The organism is Allobosea sp. BH3 (assembly GCF_025499465.1).
Classification (GTDB): Bacteria; Pseudomonadota; Alphaproteobacteria; order Rhizobiales; family Beijerinckiaceae; genus Allobosea.
Genome location: NZ_JAIMCA010000008.1, coordinates 1 through 19,921, shown reverse-complemented (window position 1 = coordinate 19,921; position 19,921 = coordinate 1). Strand labels below are relative to the sequence as shown.

Sequence of the window (19,921 nt, the reverse complement as noted above, 5' to 3'; positions counted from 1 at the left end):
CCGATCCTCGACTGATCCGACAGCCCGACCTGCCAGAGAGGCGCCTCGTGCACACTCCGAATATCGTCGTCGACGCGCCCATCCTGGTGGGCGCCGTCGACAGCCGCACCTATGCGATCGATCGCGCCGTCGAGCCGCTGCGCTGGGTCTTTCGCTGGGGCAGCCTCGTCATGCTCGTCGCGATGGTCTCGCTGCCCTTCATCCAGGTCGTCTCGCGCGAAATCCTGAACCTGCCGATCATCGGCGTCGAGGAACTCGCGCGCTTCATGCTGATCTGCTCGACCTTCCTCGCCCTGCCTTACGTCATCTCGGCCGGGGCCAACATCCGCATGGACGAGTTCGTCGGGCTGATGCCCGCCGGCATGACACGCCTGGCCAAGCTCTCCGCCGCCGCGGTTTCCACGGCGACCTTCGGGGCGATGGCGGTGGCGAGCCTCATCGCCATCGGCACCAATCTCGACAATGCCACGCCGACACTGGGCATCCCCTACTGGATATTCCTCGGCGCGGCCGCTCTCGGTTTCATGATGAGCACGCTCGAATGCGGCATCCTGCTGGTCAAGGTCATCCAGGATCGCCCCCTCTACGTCACCTTCCCGCAGGAGCACGAGCCCGAGGAAGCGCTCGATCTGCCCGAAGACATGCGGCACTGAGAAGGCAGCCCGACCATGGCCATCACCATCATCCTCGCCTTCGTCGCGCTGTTCATCATCGGCTTTCCGGTCGTCGTCGCGATCGCCGTCCCAGCGCTGCTCTATGTCCTGTTCTCCGGCTTCCCGCTGGAGCTGGTGGCGCAGCGCATGACCTATGCGCTCGACTCCTTCCCGCTCGTCGCGGTGCCGGTCTTCATCTTCGTCGGCAGCCTGATGAACCAGAGCGGCATCACCTCCGACATCTACCGCTTCGCCCACACGTTGGGGGGACGCGTTCCCGGCGGCCTCGCCCAGGTCAACGTCATCGGATCGCTGGTCTTCTCGGGCACCTCGGGCGCGGCGCTCGCCGACATCGGCGGGCTGGGGCGCATCGAGATCCGCGCCATGGTCCGGGCCGGCTTCAGCCGCCCCTATTCGGCGGCGATCACCGGCGCCTCCGCCGTGGTCGGGCCGATCTTCCCGCCCTCAATCCCGCTCATCATCTATGGCTCGGCGACGAGCGTCTCGATCGTCCAGCTCCTGATCGCAGGCATCATGCCCGCGCTGCTCTATGTCGCGCTGCTGATGCTCACGGTCGCCTGGCTTGCGAAGAAATATGGCCACCCGCGCTCGAAGCGCTGGCCCACTTTCCAGGAGCTCTGGGACACCTTCTGGCCGGCGGCACCGGCGCTGATGACGCCACTCCTGCTCGTCGGCGGCATGCTGCTCGGCTATTTTACGCCGACCGAGGCCGCCTCGATCACCGTCGCCTACATCCTCCTCATCGCGACGGTCTTCTATGGCGGCATGAGCTGGGCCCGGCTGCGTTTCGCGCTGTTCGACACGGTCAAGACCACTTCGGCCGTGCTGATCATCGTCGCGGCCGCGGCGCTGTTCGGCTGGGTGATGACGATCGAGCAGTTGCCGCAGATCTTCACCCGCAGCCTGCTGTCGATCTCGACAGACCCCCTGATGCTGCTGTTCGTCGTCAACGTGCTGCTGCTGATCGTCGGTATGTTCCTCGACAGCACGACGGCGACGCTGCTGGTCGCGCCGCTAGTGATGGCGCCCCTGACCATGGCGGGCGTCGACCCGGTGCATCTCGGCATCATCTTCGTCTTCAACCTGATGATCGGCCTGCTGACACCGCCGATGGGGCTGGCGCTGTTCCTGCTGTCCGACATCGCGAAGACGCCGATGTCGGCAGTGTTGAAGGCGGTGATGCCCTTCTACATCCCGCTCTTCGTCTCGCTCTTCATCATCACGATCTGGCCCGAGCTGACGCTCTGGCTGCCGAAGATGATCCGCTAGAGCGCACCTCGGCGAGGCGTTTCCCTCGCCGCGCCGGCAGCCCTCGGGAACGAATTCGGCTCCGCTGGCTTTTTGCCGTTGACAGGGTGCGGCCCGGTCCCCATAAGTCCGCCCGCGCCTGCCGCTCGTCGCGAAAGTGACATATCGGCAGCCCTCGGCTCCAGCAGCCGGTCACGGGCGCAGGCGGGGGAATGTCCCGAGCGGCAAAGGGGGCGGACTGTAAATCCGCTGGCTATGCCTTCGCAGGTTCGAGTCCTGCTTCCCCCACCACCATCCCTTATCAAAGCATCGGATCGCACTCGGCTTTCGGCCTCGATCCCGCGCAGGCTCTGGCCAAGCGCGCCGCGCCGTGGCACGGCAGGCGGACGAATTCCGGAGACACCGATGGCCCCGCCGTTCCGTCCCAAGCACACAAGGCCCACAGGCGGCCGCAGGCCCGACGGGCCGCCGCCGCATCGGCCGGGCGACATCGGCGAGGCCGTGCTCTACGGCGTCCACCCGGTGGTCGAGGCGCTGCGCAACCCCCAGCGCCGCCACCGCCGCCTGCTCGCCACCGAGAACGGGCTGCGACGGCTCGAAGAGCTGGTCGGCGCGCTTCCGCTGGAGGCGCAGATCGTGCGCCCCTCCGAGATCGATCGGCTGCTGACGCCCGATTCGGTGCATCAGGGGCTCTATCTCGTCTGCGATCCCCTGCCTTCGCCCGATCTCGACAGCTTGCCCGACGATGCGGTCGTTCTGGCGCTCGACCAGATCACCGACCCGCACAATGTCGGCGCCATCCTGCGCTCGGCGGCCGCCTTCGGCGCCGCGGCGGTGATCGTCACCATCCGCCATTCCCCGGCTGCGACCGGCGTCCTGGCGAAATCGGCCTCGGGCGCGCTGGAACATGTCCCGCTCATCGCCGTGCGCAATCTCGGCGACGCGCTGGACACGCTCGGCAAGCGCGGCTTCCTGCGCGTCGGCTTCGATTCGGACGGCGATATCGCGCTCGACGAGGTCACGCTCCGCCGGCCGCTCGTCATGGTGATGGGGGCCGAGGGTAAGGGCCTGCGCCAGCGCTCGCGCGAACTCTGCGACCATGTCGCACGGCTGGAAGTGCCGGGCGCGATCACCAGCCTCAACGTCTCGAACGCAACCGCGATCGCGCTCTACGTCGCCAGCCGCCGCTGAGCGACGCTATCGCATCCTGACGGAACGCGCGGCAATCTGGAGCCGGATCCGATCAGGTTGAATCAACCTGATCGGTGAATCCGCCTCTAAACTATGGATAGAGAAGGCGTGGCCCGATCGGATTGCTGCGCAATCTGATCGGCGCGGGCTCTAGCGCGCAGGCACGCGCAGCAGCACCGCGCCCGTCTCGGCAGAGGCGATGCGGTTCTGGCCGACGCGGCTGCGGGCGCGACGCTCGCCATGGCCAGACTGCTCAAGGTCGGCGCCGATCCGGATCACGCGCGTGGTCGGCCGGTCGCGCGGACCTTCGAGGCGATAGATGACGGGCTCCGGCGTGGGCGCCGGCCTGATCCCGGTCCGCGCGATCAGGTTCTCGAAGGAATAGGGATCCACAATCGGCGGCGGCTCTTGCCGCACGATGACGGTGACGCCTCCTGCCTGCGCATCGGAGTCGTACCAGGGCCACGGAGCGCCGTAGCCTCCCCCGCGGGCGTAGCGGTGAGGCCTGCCGGGCGAGCCATGTCCGAACATGCGCCTGGGATGCTCCCCGCGAAAGGCCCGCGCCCCGCGCATAGGAGGCGCGGCGAAGCCTCGCGCAGGGCCAAACCCCATGGAGCCTCCCGGCGCTCCGCCGCGGCCGGCGGCGTTCGCAGCGGACGCCGCGCCGACGGCCAGAACAATGCAGGATAGAGTGACGATCAGGCGGGGCATCGCGCTTCTCCTCGACCAAGCTCGGAAAGCATCTCGTCAGGCCTTCGACTCATCATTATAGTGAGCGCGCACCCGCTGGGAAGCCGCCATTGCGGCCCGCTTCCGCCCTCTCCGTGCAGCTCCCAGGCCCTTCCGCCGTTCGTCTTAAGACGAAAGGTGCAAGACCAAGTGCTTGATTGCTCCCGCAACCATCCGCGCGCAAACCTCTCGCGCAAGCCGGCATGAAGGGATTCGTCCGTCATCCGGCAGCCCGTTCACCGCACGTCAGAAATGCGGACGAGGCAGATCGAGGAACCAGCCGGGCGGCCCCCGGCTTCAGGGCTTCACAAGGGGAGACACGCCATGAGCATGGCATCGCAATCAGTGGCTTCGAAGGCGGCACCGCGCCCGATGACGAAGGAGGAGAAGAAGGTCATCCTGGCCTCCTCGCTCGGCACCGTCTTCGAGTGGTACGATTTCTATCTCTACGGCTCGCTCGCCGTGATGATCGGCGCGCACTTCTTCTCGGCCTTCGACGCCAACACCCGCGCCATCTTCGCGCTGCTGGCCTTCGCCGCCGGCTTCCTGGTCCGCCCCTTCGGCGCGCTGTTCTTCGGCCGCCTGGGTGACCTGATCGGCCGCAAATATACCTTCCTCGTCACCATCGTGATCATGGGCGCCTCGACCTTCCTGGTCGGCCTGCTGCCCAGCTACAACTCCATCGGCTGGATCGCCCCGGTCATCCTGATCGCACTGCGCATGCTGCAGGGCCTGGCTCTCGGCGGCGAATATGGCGGCGCGGCTGTCTATGTCGCAGAGCACGCCCCGGTCGGCCGGCGCGGCTTCTACACCTCATGGATCCAGACCACCGCGACACTCGGCCTGCTGCTCTCGCTGATCGTCATCCTGGTGATCCGCGTCAACATGGGCGAGCAGGAATTCGCCGCCTGGGGCTGGCGCATTCCGTTCCTGCTCTCGATCTTCCTGCTGGCCATCTCGGTCTGGATTCGCCTCCAGATGCAGGAATCGCCGGCCTTCAAGAAGATGAAGGAAGAGGGCACGGGCTCCAAGGCGCCGCTCTCCGAGGCCTTCGGCCAGTGGAAGAACGCCAAGATCGCGCTGATCGCCCTGTTCGGCCTCACCATGGGCCAGGCCGTGGTCTGGTACACCGGCCAGTTCTACGCGCTGTTCTTCATCCAGAGCATCCTGAAGGTCGATCTCTACTCGGCCAACGTGCTGATCGCCTGGGCGCTGATCATCGGCACCGGCGGCTTCATCTTCTTCGGCTCGCTCTCGGACAAGATCGGCCGCAAGCCGATCATCCTGGCCGGCTGCCTGATCGCGGCGCTGACCTACTTCCCGCTGTTCGGCGCGCTGACCAGGGCAGCGAACCCCGGCCTCGCCGCGGCGCATGACAACGTCAAGGTGCAGGTCGTCGCCGACCCCGCCACCTGCGGTTCGGTCTTCGATCCGGTGGGCGTGCGCACCTTCACGCAGCCTTGCGACATCGCCCGCCGCACGCTCGCGACGCAGGCGATCGTCTACACCCAGGCGCCGGCCCCGGCGGGTACCGCCGCCAAGGTCACCGTCAACGGCAAGGATGTCGCCATCGACGGCAGCTTCGCAGCGAACATCGCCAAGGAGGCGGTCGCTGCCGGCTATCCCGCCGCCGGTGACGCCCGCATCGTCAAGACCGGCTTCTTCGGCGCGCTCTTCGGCGGCCAGTCGCTGACGGTCATCGCGATCCTGACGGTGCTGATCATCTACGTCACGATGGTCTACGGGCCGATCGCGGCGGCGCTGGTCGAGCTCTTCCCGACCCGCATCCGCTATACCGGCATGTCGCTGCCCTACCATATCGGCAACGGTTGGTTCGGTGGTCTCCTGCCAGCCACCTCCTTCGCCATGGTGGCCGGCACGGGCGACATCTTCTACGGCCTCTGGTACCCGATCGTCTTTGCCCTCGCGACCTTCGTGATCGGCTTGCTGCTGGTGCCCGAGACCAAGGATCGCGACATCATGACCTTCGACAACAATTGACCTGAGAAGGTCTGTCATCCGAGGCCCCGCCTTCCGAGGCGGGGCCTTTTTCGTTCAGCGGAATTCAGCCGCAACGCGCATGCGCGGGCCCGGACTGCAGCCCGCCCGCGGAAACGACATAGGCGCCAGCGCTACCGCGTCGGCGCTTTGGGCGGATTGCTCTCTTCCAGCGATTGCGCAGGGCCGGAATGCTGATGGCCGGGGTCCTGTTTCGAGGGCGGGGTCTCGCCCCGGCCCAGGACCGGGCTGTCCTGGTTCGGCTGAATCTGCTGCGGCAGCGAACCGGTTCCCTCCTGTCCGATGGACCCGCCCTGGTTCAGGCCCTCATTATCCGGAGATGGGCGCGTCGGCGGATGAGGCGAGTTCTGGGCTTGTGCTCCCGGCGCCCCGATCAACGCTCCCCAGATGATCCCGGCGCAAATCCCAGCAAAGAGACTCGATGGCTTCGCGGCTTTCATGACCTGCCCTCCTCGGTCGAGAACGGCTGGGGCCGACGATCGTTCCTGCAAGGGAGGTTCACGTGGCAAGCCGTCCAGGGCCGACACTGCCGCGAACCGGAGTGGCTTGCCCTCGCCAGCGCCTGCTGCTAACCGCTAACGCAGCCCGCTGGCGGAACGACAATTCCGCGAGAGGGCAGGCCCGGCCGAAAGGCCGGAAGCGGGCCGGCGTAGCACAGCGGTAGTGCAGCGGTTTTGTAAACCGAAGGTCGGGAGTTCGATCCTCTCCGCCGGCACCATGACTTCCTGCTCGCCAGCACCCGTTTGCGCAGCTGGATCCTCATGAGAATCAGCAGCCACCGGAACCGTAGTTTGCCTCTTTTCATGCATCCGCCCGCCGCAAATGACGGACAGCCTGCCGCCCTTCGCGACAAGCTCCTCTTGCAGAGCGTCTGAACGAGCACTCGGAGCCGCGCCGCTATGGCACAGGCCCGCCCCATGGCAGCGGCGACGGTTGCGCCCTGCCCCTGCCCAGGCGTACCTCGAGCTGCTGCAGCACCACGAACGCCGAGGGCACGACGACGATCGTCAGCAGGGTCGAACCGAGCATCCCCGTCAGCGTCGCGAAGCCGATCGACTTCTGGGCGTTGGCCCCCGCTCCGCTTGCCAGCACCAGCGGCACCAGACCGAGGATGAAGGCGAGTGAGGTCATCACGATCGGCCGCAGACGCAGCCGTGCCGCCTCGACCGCCGCATCGGCCAGCGCCATGCCGTCCTTGAGATGCAGGTCACGGGCGAAACCGACGATCAGGATGGCGTTCTTGGCCGAAAGCGCGACCAGCAGCACGAGGCCGATCTGGGTGTAGAGATTGCTGGAGAGGCCGAGCGCCAGCATCGCGCCCGCGGTGCCGAGCAGCGCCAGCGGCACCGACAGGATGACGCCGAGCGGCGCGATCCAGCTCTCATACTGGCCGGCGAGGACCAGATAGACCAGGAGCAGGCTCAGGCCGTAGACGATGAAGACCTGTCCGCCGAGTTCCTTCTCCTGATAGGAGAGCGCGCTCCATTCATAGTCCGTGCCGGGCGGCAGCGTCTGGGCCGCGATTGCGTCGAGCATGGCGAGGCCCTGGCCGGAGCTGACGCCGCGGTTCGGCGCGCCGATCAGCGTCGCAGCGGGATAGAGGTTGTGGAAGCTGATCAGCGAAGGACCGACGGTACTGCGGATGTCGGCGAAGGCGCCGACCGGCACCATCTCGCCGCTCTTGCTGCGGACCTTGAGGCTCTGCACATCGCCCGCCTCCATCCGCGCCGGGGCCTCGGCCTGGGCATAGACCTGGAAGACGCGGCCCGCCTTGCTGAACTGGCCGACATAGGCCGAACCGATATAGGCGCCGAGCGCATCCGTCGCCGTGCCGAAGGAGATGCCGAGCGTCTCTGCCTTGGTGCGGTCGATCACCGCCTCGACCTGGGGCGCCCTGGCGCTGAAGGTGTTGCGCGCCGCCTGGAACAGGTTCTGTTCGCGGGCGCGCTCGGCGATCGCGTCCGCAAGGCGCTGGAGCTTCTGATAGTCAAAGCTGCCGTCGCGCAATTCGACCTTCATGGTGAAGCCCGAAGCATTGCCGATGCCCTGGATCGGCGGGGGCGGCAACACCAGGACGTTGCCGTCATCGAGCCCGGACAAAGCCTCGGACAACGCGGTGTGGAGGCCGAGCAGATCCTCGCCTCTTTTCCGCAGTTTCCAGTCGGTGAGCATGACATAGGCGACGCCGGCATTGGCGAGGCTGGCATTGTCGTTCATCGCCGAGAGACCGGCGATGGCGATGACCTTGTCGACGCCGGGCACGGCCTTGGCCCGCCTTGTGACCTCCTCCAGCGCCCGCGTCGTGCGCGCCAGCGAAGCGCCGTCCGGCAACTGGACCGATGCGAGCAGATAGCCCTGATCCTCGACCGGCAGGAACGAAGTCGGAATCCGGCTCAAGGCGAAACCCGACAGGCCGACGAGCATGAGCGTGAGCGTGAAGACCAGCCGGCTGCGGCGGACGAGCCCGGCGATAAGGCGAGCATAGGCGCGCTCGCAGGCGAGATAGCCGCGCTCGAACAGGCGGAAGACCAGCGCGCGCTCATGCAGATGCCTGGGCGGGCGCAGCCAGAGCGCGCATTGTGCCGGCTTCAGCGTCACCGCATTGACGGCGCTGATGAGCGCGGTCGCAGCGATGACGAGAGCGAATTGCTGGTAGATCTGCCCGCTCAAGCCGGGCAGGAAGGCGGCCGGCAGGAACACCGCCATCAGCACCAGCGTGATGCCCATGATCGGGCCGATCAGCTCCTGCATCGCGGCGATCGTAGCCTCGCGCGCGTCCAGCCCACGCTCCATGTGCTTGGTCGCCCCCTCGACCACGACGATGGCGTCGTCGACGACGATGCCGATGGCGAGCACGACGGCGAGCAGGGTCGAGATGTTGACGGTGAAGCCAAGCGCCGCCATCGCCGCGAAAGCACCGATGATCGTGACCGGCACCGTGGTCGCCGGCACCAATGTCGCGCGCCAATCCTGCAGGAAGATCAGGATCACCAGCAGGACGAGCACCGCCGCTTCGATCAGCGTCCGGTAGACCGCCGCCATCGAGGCTTCGACGAAGCGCGTCGTGTCGAACGGCACGCTCCAGCTCATGCCTTGCGGGAAGCGCCCGGCGAGCACCTCCATCCTCGCCTCGACGCGCCTGGCGACGTCCAGAGCATTGGCCTCCGGCAGTTGGAAGACCGCGAGACCGGCCGCCGCCCTCCCGTCGAGCCTGAAGTCCTGGCCGTATGCCTGCGCGCCGAGCTCGACTCGCGCCACGTCCTTCAGCCTTGTGATGCGGCCGCCATTCGTGCCGTCTGCCTTGACGATGATGCTCTCGAAATCGGCGACCTCGTCCAGCCGGCCGGGCGTGAGCAGCGTGTAGTGGAAGGCCTGCTCTCCTGCCGTCGGCGGCATGCCGAGCTGGCCGGAGGCGACCGAGCGGTTCTGCTGGTTGACCGCGTTGATCACGTCGACCGGCAGCAGACCGCGCGCCTGCAGCCGTTGCGGGTCCAGCCAAAGGCGCATCGCGTATTGGCCCGCGCCGAAGACGCTCACATTGCCGACGCCCGGCAGCCGCGCGATCTCGTCGAGCAGGTTCAGCGTCGCATAGTTCGACAGGAACAGGCTGTCATGGCGCGGGTCGCTGGAGGTCAGCGCCACGATCTCGAGGATCGCTGTCGAGCGCTTGTTGGTCTGGACGCCCTGGCTCTGGACCACGGAGGGCAGTTGCGGAAGAGCCGAGGCGACCCGGTTCTGAACCAGGATCTGCGCCTTGTCCGCGTCCGTCCCGATACGGAAGGTGACGGTCAGCGTGTACAGCCCATCGCTGGTCGAGGTCGAGGACATGTAGATCATGCCCTCGACGCCATTGACCTTCTGTTCGACGGGCAATGCCACCTCGCGCGCGATCACGGCCGCGCTCGCGCCGGGGTAACGCGCCGTGACCTGCACCGTCGGCGGCACCACATTCGGATATTGCGAAACAGGCAGGCCCAGCAGCGCCACAAGCCCGAGGATGACGGTCAGCACCGCGATGACGTTGGCCAGCACCGGCCGCTCGATGAAGAACCGCGTCATCAATGCCTCGCCGTCGCGGCCGCCGCCGTCACCGGCCGGACCCTGGCGCCGGGCAAGGCACGGTCGGCCTGGCCGACCACGACGCGATCCTGAGCCGTGATGGCGGAGGCGATCACCCTGAGTCCGCCCTCGGCGAGATCACCGGTCTCGACCGGACGCAGTTCGATGACATCCTGATCGTTGACGACGAGCAAATGGCGGCCGGCCTGGCTCGCACCGAGCGCGCTGTCCGGGACGAGCAGTGCGGGCACGTCCCGCTGCAGCGGCACCCGCACGCGCACGAACAGACCGGGCAGAAGCGCCCGGTCCGGGTTCGGGATCTCGGCCCGCACGCCGAGCGTGCCGCTGGCGCCGTCGAGTTCGGGCGCGACATAATCGAGCCGGCCGCGATAGGGATAGCCCTTATCCGTGTTCAGCCCGATCTCCACCGGAATCTGCCCCAGACCCGCCAGGGTCAGCTCGCGTTGGCGCATCGCCTCGCGGATGCGCAGCACGATTTGCTCATCGAGCGAGAACTTCACCTGGATCGGATCGCTCTGGACGACAGCCGCGAGCAGGGTCGGCCCACCGACGCCGACCAGCGCGCCCTCATCGACCTTGCGCGCCGTTACGATGCCGTCGAATGGCGCCTTCACCTCTGTATAGGCGAGGTTGAGCCTGGCCTGCGCCACTTGCGCCGCCGCCTGGTCGCGCGCGGCGGCGGTCGAATCGCGCTTGCCGAGAGCATTGTCGAGCGCCGCTTCCGAGGCGGCCTGCCGGCTGGCGAGCTGCCGCTGGCGGGCGAGGTCGGCCTCGGCCTGGGCGAGAAGAGCACTCTGCTGGGCCTCGGAAGCCTCGGCGAGTTGCAGGTTGAGCCTGTAATTGTCCTGCTCGATGACGAAGAGCACGTCGCCCTTTTTCACGGCGTCGCCGTCCTTGTGGCGGATCTCGGTCAGCGTGCCCTGAACACGGGCGACGAGGTCGACCCGCTTGGCGGCATTAGTCTGGCCGGTCACCTCGATCCATCTGGTGACATTGCGCTGCACCGGGAGCGCCACTCCAACCTCGGCCGGCGGAGGAGGCTGATAGGCCTGCTTGTCGTTGCAGCCCAGCAGGGCTGACGTCAGACCCAGCAGGGCCGCGAGGTTGCGAGTCGTCGATCCGGCCATCAGCGCAGGCTCCCCGGCATTGGCAAAGGAAGCAGGGCCTCCCCGAAAGTGGAAACCGACTGCCCGAGCTGCTGCAGGCTGCCGGCGAGAAGCGCGCTATTCTGCCCCTTCTCCTGGCCATTCGCGAGCGCCTTGCCTATCGCGGCGATGGTCGCCCCGTCGCCGAAGGCCTTGCCATGGTTGCGGCCGATGCCGCCTTCGACCGCTGAGAGGTCATGCGCCGACAGCCCGAGCGCACGGAACTGGGCGAGGTCGGTGTTCTCGCCTGCCCGGATCTTGCCGCCGAACAGCCGGCGCGAGATCTGCAGCGCGTAGTCGTCCTTCGAGGCGTAGACGGTCATATGCGCGGCGAGTGGACCAAGTCGGGCGATCTGGGTGCGGAACACATCCATGTCGACATCGGGCGCGGCGAGAACGATGCTGCCAAGCCGGCCGAGCGTCTTGCGATCTCCGGCGATGGCGAGCTGGCGCAGAGTCTCCATCGTCAGCCAGTTGCCCATCGAATGGGCGAAGATGTCGATGCCCTCGATCGAGCGCTCGCGCGCCAGCGTCGCGAGCAGCTTCTCCAGCGCGTCGCGGCTGTAATTGGCGGAATCCTTGTCGTAGCCGTAATCGGCGATCCCGCCGCGCGAGGGCCAGCTGAACAGGATCGGCACCCCCTTGAAGCCGGTATCCTCGGCGATCTGCGCCATACGGATCACGGCTGTATCGAACGCGGTGTTGTAGCCATGGGTGAAGACGAGCGCCCGTCGCCTCCCCGGCCCGGCAGCTCGGACCTGTGCGGCAAAGCCGGCCTGGTCGAGGTCGTGCGAGGAGATCAGGACGATGTGCCTGGCCGGGTCGGGGCTGTCGGCATCGGCCGGGGCCGACCCCGGCGCGCGATCCGGCGGCAGTGACAGGGTCAGGCTGGCGAAGCGAGCTCGTTCGGCCCGCTCGCCCGAGAAGAGATGGCCTGGCGGCTCTGGGGCCGGGCTCCGGGTCGTCACGGCCAGGATGGTGCGCTTCTGCCCTGCACCAGCATCGTAGACAGGAACCAGCAGCCCCCTCCCCGGGCCGACGCAGCCGGCCATGAGCAAGCCTGCGACGAGCAGAACCGCCGCGCCGGTGCCTTTCGTCGCATAGGCCATGATGATCCCGCCTCGATCCGCCCTCCCGGCCGCCGCCAGCTTCAGCCGCCGCGCGCCTCGACGACCTTGCGGCAATTTTCGGAGAGCTTCGCCTTGTTGTCGCGCAGGCAGCCGTTCATCTGCGCCGGCTTGCCAACGAAGGAGGAGCAGAACTTGCCCGCGTCGGAGCGGCAGGCGGCCCGCTCGTCCGAGCTCGGCCCCGATTGCGCCAGGGCGGCGGAGCCGTTCGCGACGACGAGCGCGAACGCCAGGAGAAGCGACCTGTTCATGGCTGATCCTTTCATGGGAGTGCCTCGCGCCCCGGCATCGGTTCGGCCATGGGCGAGCCGACCATCGGCGAAGATGGCGCCGCGGCCTATGCCATGTTCATGGCATCGCTTGCGGCTGCGCCGCCGCGGCTGGACCGTCCGCTTGAGGCGCTTGAGCCGGCGCGCCCGGTGGATCGGAGACGGCGACGCTGACCGCCTGCGGGACCGCTGGCAGCCTCGCCTCCTCGATAGCCTCCTCGACCAGGCGCTGAACCAACGCCTGGGCGTGGCCGGCCGCCGCCGCGGCCATGTTGAAGGAAAGCACGATCTCGCCGCCGGCGTCCTCGCCGGGCTCGCGCAGTTTCACCCCGATGTCGCCGGCGATGGCTGCATGGATCATCGGCTCGCTGCGCAGCGCCGCGGCTGCGTTGCGGCTGAAGCGGGCGAACTTGGCCTGCTCTGGCATGGCCTCGAGCGGAACGCTGACCGTGAGCCGCAGCAGCCGGCGGCTGTGGTTGGTCACCGCCCCGAGATCGCCGAGCGGAATGGTGTGCACCCGCCCGGCATCGTCGCGCAGGCGCACGCTGCGCAGGTTGATCCGTTCGAGCCGTCCCGAGCGCCCGCCGGCCTCGATCGTCTCACCCAGGCGGAAGACGTCATCCACCATGTAGAACACGCCCGAGACGACGTCCTTGACCAGGGTCTGCGAGCCGAAACTGATCGCCAGGCCGGCGATGCCGGCGCCGGCCATGATCGGCGTCGTGTCGATGCCGAGCGCGGACAGCGCAACGAGCGAGAAGACGACGCCGATCAGCCCGATCGCGACGAAACGCAGGATCGGCAGGACGCTCGAGAGCCGCGCGGCCCGCTGCTGGCGCTCATCGAGGCTCATTCCGGCTTCTGGCGGAGTCAGCCTCTCCTCCGTCCAGGCGTGAATCGCCGCCGCGAGCGTGATCCCAAGGACGAGCACGAAGGAGGCGAAGTTCAGCCGGCGCGCGAAGCCCGGCCATTCCGCCGCGGAGATCAGGCCGAACGTATCCATCGCCCAGAAGTCGACGAGGATCCGGATGACGAAAGCGGCTGCTACTGCGTCGACCACGACGCGCAGCAGGAAAAGCAGACGCATGGCCGAACGGCGGCGCGAATCGCGGATGCTGACCACGATCGCGCGGTCGAGCGCGATTGCGAGCAGCATGACGGTGATCGTGCCGATCGCCCCATAGTACAGATCGAATTCGTGTGTCAGCCACCCCCAGATCCAGAGCATCAGCGCGGCCGACACCAGCGTGGCCGCGATTCCGTGCGTGGCCGGCCGCAGCCCGTGGCGCCTGAGGCGGCCGAGCAGCCGCAGCGCGCTCGCCGCCATGCCGATGGCGACGATACAGGACAGGAGCCTGACCATCGGCGCTTCCAGCCCGGCGCGCTGCGCCGCATTCAGCAGCACGACATGGGCATGGCCGATGGCGAAGAGGACGGCGATGCGCCACACCGCCTTGCGCGCGCCCTCGTCGTCGAGTTCCGCCAGGCGAAACCGAGGGACGGTCGGCTGGAGCAGGATCAGCGCCAGTGTCAGCCCCAGCAGCCAGCGCACGGTCGCGATGGCCAGCTCCGGCGCGAAGCCCCCGCTTCCAGGCGCGATGCCCAGCCCGCGCACCAGCAACCCGCGAGCCGTCACGCCCGCGGCAACCACGGCGAGCAGTTCGAAACCGGCCAGCACCACCATGCCGGCCAGAGCATGGCGCGCCTTCGCTGCCCGGGCGCGGCGGCCTCGGCTCAGATAGCGCACGAGGCAATAGGCCAGAACCACCGCGGCGGCGACAGACAGGCCACGGCCGATCTCCGGCAGCAGCGGGCCTGCATTCCCCGGCAGCACCTGCCAAAGCGCTCCCGGAAGCCGCGGGGCGGCGGCGATGATCGTGAGCGCCTCGCCTTCCGCTTGCCCGGCGAGCCGCTCGAAGGCGTCGATCGACGACGCCACGCTGGTTCCCGGCGCTGACACGGTCGGTGCGGCGGTCTGGCCCAGCTGCATCTTGCGTTCTCCATGCCTGCCTGGAACGAAATGGCCGAGCCCACCATTCCCGGAAATCGGCCGGCCATCACCCCATCTTCATGGTATACAGCTTCGCTTGCATTCGCCTCAGGATCGTCACGCGTTGGCGACGGCGGCCGCCCGGTCGTGCCGGACGGCCTTCGTGCTTATTCGGAGGACATGCGATGGTTGGTAATGTCGGTCTCACGCGCGCCGGTGTGGCGCTTGCCGGGTTCTCGGCGCTCGCAGCCATTTCGCTCGGCGCCTCGCCGGCCGAAGCCGTCGTCTATTGCAAGACGGTCGGCGTGCCGAAGGGCTGCGTCGCGCGCCCTGTTGCCCCGGTCGTCCGCGCTCCGGTGGCGCGTGCCGCCGTCGTGACACCCGGCGTCGGCGCGCCGGGCGTCGGCGTTCGTGCCGGAACGCCGATGAACCGCGGCGGCCCGGTCAACCGCGTCGGACGGCGCTGAACGCGCCTCCCTTCCGAGGCTAGCGAACCGGTTCCTCGGCATCGGGGAAGCGCAGGGGGAGATCGAGCCTGAGCCGCGTTCCCGCCGGCCCCGAGGCGAATGCGAGGCGCGCGCCGCAGGTTGCGGCGCGCTTGCGCATATTGGTCAGGCCGCGGGCCGACCTCGGCGCATTGGCGGCGCTCTCGCCATCCGGCGACAGGACGAAGCCGTGGCCGTCATCCTCCACGGTGATGCGGCCATAGGCCGGCTCGCCTGCAGGCGCGACGGTTTCCAGACCGACGAATATCCGCCGTGCCCCGGCATGCTTGACCGCGTTCGTGACCGCCTCGTCGAGCAGCCGCAGGATCTGGATGACCTGCCAGGGCCTCAGTTCCGGGTGGAGCGGCAGCCCTTCCGGCGTCAGCACGCGCCAGTCCAGCACGATGCCATGCGGCCGCAGCCGGGCCTCGGTGCGCTCGCGCCAGGAGCCGAGCGCGAGCATCAGGTCGCCATCGATCTCGTCCATGGCGTCGATGACGAGGCGAAGATCCCTGAGCGCACCGCGCGCAGCTTCGCCGATCGTCTCGCCGCCCGGCCCGTTGCGTTCGCTGAGCGCAACGATGCTGACGAGTTGCCCGCCGAGCCCGTCATGAAGATCGCGCATCAGCCGCGTTCGCTCGGCGGCGAGCGCGGCGGCGCGGGCGCGCTCCTCCTCGCGCGCGAAGCTCGTCCTGAGCTTGTCCTCGGCCTCGCGCACCAGCCCGACCATGCGGCCGGCAAAGCTGTCGACCTCGTTAAGGGCGCTCGCGAAGCGCCAGGTCAACCCGGCTCCAATCGCGACCAGCAGGGCCGAATATGACAGGCGGGCAATGAAGATGCGCCGATCCGACAGGATGTTCAGCACCGAGAGCATGTCGTGGACCCAGCAGGTCATCACGACGGTGATGGCGCTGCCGAGGAACAGGCTCACCGCATCGCGCCGCGTCGTGGCCGAGCGGGCGACGACGACCGCGACCGCGACGAGGCAGAAGCCGACCGTCGGCGGGCCGAGCAGAAGATAGGCGCGGCGCACCATGTCAGGCGAGCCAAGAAGGCCGATCGCGACGATCAGCAACCCGGGAATGAAGATCGCCGCCACGTAAGGCGGCGGCTTCAGCCCGAGAAAGAGCAGGACGAAGACCAGCACGAAGGCGCTTTCCAGTGGCGCCGAGGCGACCAGGAGGGCATTCAGCCCGGCAAAGAGCGATTGCCCCATCGGGGCCGAGACGAAAGCCTGGACAGTGCCGAGCGCCATGGCCGCAGCGAGGATGCCATAGGCCGGCTCATGACGTCGCTTCAGCCACATGATGCCGAGGATCACGGCGAGGATCGCCTGCCAGGAGGAGAACACCACCGGAAGGGTCAAAAACAGCGCAGCCCGCCGGCTATAGGCGGGACGCAGCGCTTCGTCGGGGCCGACATAGAGGCGGTCGAGGAAGCCGGTGAGCGGCCCCCAGACGAAGAGCCTGACCGTCAGTTCGTTGGCGCCTTCGCGCAGGAGAGGCGCCGGGATGGAGGCGATCTCCGGCGTGTTGCGATCCGGCCGGTTCGCATCGGGATTTCGCCGGCTGTCGAGGACGACGGCGCCGTTCACTGCGACCTCGACGCCGTTGGTGAAGCGCGGCAGGAAGACGGACCAGGCCTGCCCCGCCTCGCCCGCCTGCCGCTCGAATGTAAGGCGGTAGAGCGGCGGATCGTTCAGCGTGAAGCGGGATGGATAGTGATGCGGCAGGTTGGCAGGTTGAGTGCCGCCGGCTTCGACGAGCATCGCCTCGGTCAGCCGGTAGCGTGCCGGCGCCTCGGGCGGCGACTGGCGCAGCAGGAGCACGCAGCAGAGGGCGATCAGCGCCTGGACCAGAACGTAGCCGCCGGCGCGGTAGACCCGGTTGCCTGCCACGCTCGGAATGCCTTCGGCCGTGCCCGCCGTCACAGCCGGATCAAACCCTGCTGGAGCGCCTCGAACACCGCCTCGCCGCGCGTGTTGACCTCGAGCTTGCGGTAGATGTTCTTGATATGGCCGGGCACGGTCTGACGCGACAGGCCGAGATGCTCGGCGATGTCGGCATAGCTGAAGCCTTTGGCGATCCCCCAGAGGATGTCGATCTCGCGGGGCGTCAGCCTGGCGGTGTTGAGCGCCGGTGCCGGCGCGCTCGCCGGCTGCCCCTGCGTCCGCCGCACGATAAAGCGCGCGATCGAGGCGGAGATCGGCGAATGCCCTGCGACCAGATCCCGCACCGTGGCGGCGATGTCGGTCGGGAAGGCGTCCTTGAGCAGGTAGCCCGTGGCACCCACCATGATCGCGGAGATGACGCTCTCCTCGTCGCCAAGAATCGAAATCACCATGATCTCGGTCTTGGGGTAGCGCTGGCGGGTCTCGCGGATGAGTTCGGAGCCGTGGCCGTCCGGAAGCTGGAGATCGCTCAGCAGCACCTGAGGCGCAGCGGCCACCAGCGCGGCGCGGGCCTCGGCCAGCGTCGCCGCAGTCACGACTTCGAACTCCGGCGCGGCGGCAAGGGCATCATGCAGCCGCCAGCGGGTCGGCGCGTCGTCCTCGACGAGCAGGACCGTGATCGCGCCCGCAGGAGACCGACCCACTGCTTGAGACGTCATGCGCCGCCCCCCCAATCGCTGCCGCGGTGGGCGATATTAACCGCGCCGGCATCAAGCGCGACAGCCATGTTCATGGGGCGCGCGGATCCTGAGCCTCAATTTCAGGATTCGCAGCCGCGGATCAGCCCAGCACGATGACCTTGGTTCCAATTCTGACGCGATCGTAGAGGTCGGTCACATCCCGGTTGGTCATGCGGATGCAGCCCGAGGAGACGGCTGCGCCAATCGTGTCCGGCTCGTTGGAGCCGTGAATGCGATAGAGGCTGGAGCCGAGATAGAGCGCCCTGGCGCCGAGAGGGTTCTCGATCCCGCCACGCATGTAGCGCGGCAGATCGGGGCGGCGCTTGAGCATCTGCGCGGGAGGCCGCCAATCCGGCCATTCGCGCTTCATCGTGACGGTCTTGGTGCCGGACCAGCTGAAGCCGCGCCGCCCGACGCCGACGCCGTAGCGCAGCGCCTGCCCGTCTCCCAGGATGTAGTAGAGCCTCCTTTGGCTGGTCGAAATCACGATGGTGCCGGGAGTCTCCCGGCCCCTCCACGGGACAGTCCGGCGCGGGATCGCCTGTTCGCTGAAGACGTTCAGGAAGTCCGACAGCGCCCGGCTGAGAGGGTTCTCATAGGCTCTGGCTGGTGCCGAGAGCGTGAGGATGGCGACGACGAGTGCGATGGCGCGTAGCATGAATGGCCCTACGACGCCCCCCGCGCAAATCTAACGGGAGAACGGCGAGGCCGGTCAAGCGGTGATAGCGCATGGCATTTCGGCCTCTCGGGCGCGTCCTGCCGCCCGATGGCCGGTGGCGCGGGCGCCTTTCGGTGGCCGGGTTCATACCCTCTTAACCGTGCCGGACTAGGAATTGGGCGCCGCCGTCGATGACCATCAGTATTTGTGGATTTCTATGCGTAATCTTGGATCTGGTCTGCGAATAGTCGGCGATAGTCAGAATCACGGCCGATCGGATGAAGCGGAGCAGCCGCCGACATTGTCTCGGCAGGCGCGCGGCTCCGTCTCCGCAGGGGTGGAAGCCGCCCAGAATTCAGCCTTCTACCTCGCGCCGAACGTGCGTTTCACCCGGACGCCCGACAAGGCCCGCCTGTCGCAGCGCGCGCCGGCGAGCGAGCCGGCGGTCGAGGCTGCCGCGGAACCGGCTTCCGCGGCACCGAGCCGCGTGCGCTATACCCGCACGCCGAACCATCTGTTCAAGCAGGTCTGGGGCGACGGGCAGTCGGAGGCCGCACCGGTCAGCGGGCATGCGCAACCGGACGCCGATGCGGAGAACGAGCAGCCGTTCGCAGAATTCGAACAAGCGTCGGACGTTGAGGCGTGGGATGAGGCAGCGAGTCTTGGCCCGGACGAGGCCGCCGACCCTGCCAGCCAGCCCTTCGCCTTCATCTCGGATCACGCATTCTGGGAACTCGGGCCGGATCCCGTCATCGAAGGCGCCGATCTCGCGCCGGGTGGCCGCGCGGAAGACGCCCGGCCTTTCGAGGCAGTGGAAGAATGGCGTGACGACGGTTCCGATCAGACGGAACAGATCGCTCCGAGGCCCGCTGCCGCGACGCCGCGCGGGACGCGGCTTCCTGTGGCTCCGAGCTTTGCCTGGACGCAATCCTACAGCGTAAGCCTGAGGGTCTCGCTTGGCGGCTTGGGCGAGCCGACGCGCGGCGTCGAGGTGCCGGCCGAGACCGCTCCGCCGCCGGAACCCGCCGCAGCCGTTGCCCAGCGCGTATCGGCGCAGAAAAGAGGCGTGCTCGTCCGGAAAAGGGCCGTGGTCGAGCCTGCGCTCCCCGCCGAGGAGCCGGGAGCCGCCCCCGCGTCTCACCCCGTCGCGACCCATGTCAGGCCCCGTCTGGCTGAGATCGTTCCCGTCTCGTCGCCGTCCCATGAATTCGAGCTGCCGCCGATCACCTTTCTCGCCGAGCCGCAGCAGCAGGAGGGCATCGAGGTTTCGATCGAGACCCTGCAGCAGAATGCCGGCCTGCTCGAGGGCGTGCTGGAAGACTTCAATATCAGGGGCGAGATCGTTCAGGCTTGCCCCGGCCCGGTTGTGACGCTTTACGAGCTTGAGCCGGCTCCGGGCACGAAGTCCTCGCGGGTGATTTCACTGGCCGACGACATCGCGCGTTCGATGAGCGCGATCTCGGCGCGCGTCGCGGTGGTGCAGGGCAAGAACGCCATCGGCATCGAGCTGCCCAACAACAAGCGCGAGACCGTCTTCCTGCGCGAGCTGATCGCGAGCCAGGATTTCGAATCGACCAAGCACAAGCTGGCGCTCTGCCTCGGCAAGACCATCGGCGGCGAGCCGGTCATCGCCGATCTCGCCCGCATGCCGCATCTGCTGGTCGCGGGCACCACC

Annotated in this window: 16 protein-coding genes and 2 tRNA genes; 8 read left to right on the top strand and 10 right to left on the bottom strand. The window is 67.8% G+C overall.

Translation table 11 applies throughout. The features are described 5' to 3' along the window. The first annotated feature begins 47 nt into the window (after positions 1-47). The 4 genes from BoBH3_RS23510 to rlmB all read left to right on the top strand — a co-directional run bounded on the left by BoBH3_RS23510 (position 48) and on the right by rlmB (position 3,113). The gene (locus tag BoBH3_RS23510) at positions 48-653 is read left to right on the top strand and encodes a TRAP transporter small permease (protein WP_262333294.1); all 606 of its coding nucleotides are present in this window, start codon (positions 48-50) and stop codon (positions 651-653) included. Positions 654-668: 15 nt separating this feature from the next. Beyond that, positions 669-1,943: a TRAP transporter large permease gene (locus tag BoBH3_RS23505; protein ID WP_262333293.1), complete on the top strand. Its 1,275-nt coding sequence runs from the start codon at positions 669-671 to the stop codon at positions 1,941-1,943. A gap of 185 nt (positions 1,944-2,128) precedes the next feature. After that, positions 2,129-2,213 (top strand) — tRNA-Tyr (locus BoBH3_RS23500). Between the two features lie 114 nt (positions 2,214-2,327). After that, positions 2,328-3,113 (top strand): 23S rRNA (guanosine(2251)-2'-O)-methyltransferase RlmB, encoded by a 786-nt coding sequence (rlmB, locus tag BoBH3_RS23495; RefSeq protein WP_262333292.1) that lies wholly within the window; start codon positions 2,328-2,330, stop codon positions 3,111-3,113. Between the two features lie 150 nt (positions 3,114-3,263). On the opposite strand, the gene BoBH3_RS23490 is transcribed toward rlmB, so the two are convergent. Further along, positions 3,264-3,644: a hypothetical protein gene (locus tag BoBH3_RS23490; protein ID WP_262333291.1), complete on the bottom strand. Its 381-nt coding sequence runs from the start codon at positions 3,642-3,644 to the stop codon at positions 3,264-3,266. 522 nt (positions 3,645-4,166) lie between these two features. Here BoBH3_RS23490 and BoBH3_RS23485 point away from each other — a divergent pair. Further along, a complete protein-coding gene (locus BoBH3_RS23485; protein ID WP_262333290.1) occupies positions 4,167-5,843 on the top strand; it encodes an MFS transporter in 1,677 nt (558 codons plus the stop codon). 131 nt (positions 5,844-5,974) lie between these two features. Here the strand turns inward: BoBH3_RS23485 and BoBH3_RS23480 are convergent, their stop codons facing one another. Beyond that, the gene (locus tag BoBH3_RS23480) at positions 5,975-6,301 is read right to left on the bottom strand and encodes a hypothetical protein (protein ID WP_262333289.1); all 327 of its coding nucleotides are present in this window, start codon (positions 6,299-6,301) and stop codon (positions 5,975-5,977) included. 203 nt (positions 6,302-6,504) lie between these two features. Between BoBH3_RS23480 and BoBH3_RS23475 the strand changes: the two genes are divergently transcribed. After that, positions 6,505-6,579: transfer RNA gene (locus tag BoBH3_RS23475), tRNA-Thr, on the top strand. A 179-nt stretch (positions 6,580-6,758) separates the two neighbouring features. On the opposite strand, the gene BoBH3_RS23470 is transcribed toward BoBH3_RS23475, so the two are convergent. From BoBH3_RS23470 to BoBH3_RS23450, 5 genes are all read right to left on the bottom strand, one after another. Next, complete coding sequence (locus BoBH3_RS23470; protein ID WP_262333288.1) at positions 6,759-9,923, bottom strand: efflux RND transporter permease subunit; 3,165 nt, start codon at positions 9,921-9,923, stop codon at positions 6,759-6,761. Beyond that, entirely contained in the window at positions 9,920-11,068 is a 1,149-nt protein-coding gene (locus tag BoBH3_RS23465; protein WP_262333287.1) for an efflux RND transporter periplasmic adaptor subunit, read from the bottom strand. Before BoBH3_RS23465 ends, BoBH3_RS23470 begins: the two co-directional genes overlap by 4 nt. Then, a complete protein-coding gene (locus BoBH3_RS23460; RefSeq protein ID WP_262333286.1) occupies positions 11,068-12,195 on the bottom strand; it encodes an alpha/beta hydrolase in 1,128 nt (375 codons plus the stop codon). The genes BoBH3_RS23465 and BoBH3_RS23460 overlap by 1 nt, the downstream gene beginning before the upstream one ends. 41 nt (positions 12,196-12,236) lie before the next feature. Continuing rightward, positions 12,237-12,464 carry a cysteine rich repeat-containing protein gene (locus tag BoBH3_RS23455; RefSeq protein ID WP_262333285.1) on the bottom strand — a complete coding sequence of 76 codons (228 nt, stop codon included), beginning with the start codon at positions 12,462-12,464 and terminating at the stop codon, positions 12,237-12,239. A gap of 97 nt (positions 12,465-12,561) precedes the next feature. Next, the gene (locus BoBH3_RS23450) at positions 12,562-14,472 is read right to left on the bottom strand and encodes a mechanosensitive ion channel family protein (protein WP_262333284.1); all 1,911 of its coding nucleotides are present in this window, start codon (positions 14,470-14,472) and stop codon (positions 12,562-12,564) included. 185 nt (positions 14,473-14,657) lie between these two features. On the opposite strand from BoBH3_RS23450, the gene BoBH3_RS23445 reads away from it, so the two are divergent. After that, positions 14,658-14,939 (top strand): hypothetical protein, encoded by a 282-nt coding sequence (locus BoBH3_RS23445; protein ID WP_262333283.1) that lies wholly within the window; start codon positions 14,658-14,660, stop codon positions 14,937-14,939. A gap of 19 nt (positions 14,940-14,958) precedes the next feature. Here the strand turns inward: BoBH3_RS23445 and BoBH3_RS23440 are convergent, their stop codons facing one another. The 3 genes from BoBH3_RS23440 to BoBH3_RS23430 all read right to left on the bottom strand — a co-directional run bounded on the left by BoBH3_RS23440 (position 14,959) and on the right by BoBH3_RS23430 (position 18,246). Then, a complete protein-coding gene (locus BoBH3_RS23440) occupies positions 14,959-16,887 on the bottom strand; it encodes an ATP-binding protein (protein ID WP_410050647.1) in 1,929 nt (642 codons plus the stop codon). Then, positions 16,884-17,567, bottom strand: coding sequence for a response regulator (locus BoBH3_RS23435; RefSeq protein ID WP_262333282.1), 684 nt, complete (start codon positions 17,565-17,567; stop codon positions 16,884-16,886). The genes BoBH3_RS23440 and BoBH3_RS23435 overlap by 4 nt, the downstream gene beginning before the upstream one ends. 121 nt (positions 17,568-17,688) lie before the next feature. Next, entirely contained in the window at positions 17,689-18,246 is a 558-nt protein-coding gene (locus BoBH3_RS23430; protein WP_262333281.1) for a L,D-transpeptidase, read from the bottom strand. A 301-nt stretch (positions 18,247-18,547) separates the two neighbouring features. Between BoBH3_RS23430 and BoBH3_RS23425 the strand changes: the two genes are divergently transcribed. Next, positions 18,548-19,921 (top strand): DNA translocase FtsK (locus BoBH3_RS23425; RefSeq protein ID WP_262333280.1); only part of this gene is annotated, 1,374 nt, incomplete at its 3' end.

Excerpts from the sequence above, each read along its gene's own strand:
- BoBH3_RS23505 (WP_262333293.1), top strand. The coding sequence starts at position 669 with ATGGCCATCACCATCATCCTCGCCTTCGTCGCGCTGTTCATCATCGGC.
- rlmB (WP_262333292.1), top strand. The coding sequence starts at position 2,328 with ATGGCCCCGCCGTTCCGTCCCAAGCACACAAGGCCCACAGGCGGCCGC.
- BoBH3_RS23490 (WP_262333291.1), bottom strand. The coding sequence starts at position 3,644 with ATGTTCGGACATGGCTCGCCCGGCAGGCCTCACCGCTACGCCCGCGGG.
- BoBH3_RS23485 (WP_262333290.1), top strand. The coding sequence starts at position 4,167 with ATGAGCATGGCATCGCAATCAGTGGCTTCGAAGGCGGCACCGCGCCCG.
- BoBH3_RS23480 (WP_262333289.1), bottom strand. The coding sequence starts at position 6,301 with ATGAAAGCCGCGAAGCCATCGAGTCTCTTTGCTGGGATTTGCGCCGGG.
- BoBH3_RS23465 (WP_262333287.1), bottom strand. The coding sequence starts at position 11,068 with ATGGCCGGATCGACGACTCGCAACCTCGCGGCCCTGCTGGGTCTGACG.
- BoBH3_RS23460 (WP_262333286.1), bottom strand. The coding sequence starts at position 12,195 with ATGGCCTATGCGACGAAAGGCACCGGCGCGGCGGTTCTGCTCGTCGCA.
- BoBH3_RS23455 (WP_262333285.1), bottom strand. The coding sequence starts at position 12,464 with ATGAACAGGTCGCTTCTCCTGGCGTTCGCGCTCGTCGTCGCGAACGGC.
- BoBH3_RS23450 (WP_262333284.1), bottom strand. The coding sequence starts at position 14,472 with ATGCAGCTGGGCCAGACCGCCGCACCGACCGTGTCAGCGCCGGGAACC.
- BoBH3_RS23445 (WP_262333283.1), top strand. The coding sequence starts at position 14,658 with ATGGTTGGTAATGTCGGTCTCACGCGCGCCGGTGTGGCGCTTGCCGGG.
- BoBH3_RS23435 (WP_262333282.1), bottom strand. The coding sequence starts at position 17,567 with ATGACGTCTCAAGCAGTGGGTCGGTCTCCTGCGGGCGCGATCACGGTC.
- BoBH3_RS23430 (WP_262333281.1), bottom strand. The coding sequence starts at position 18,246 with ATGCTACGCGCCATCGCACTCGTCGTCGCCATCCTCACGCTCTCGGCA.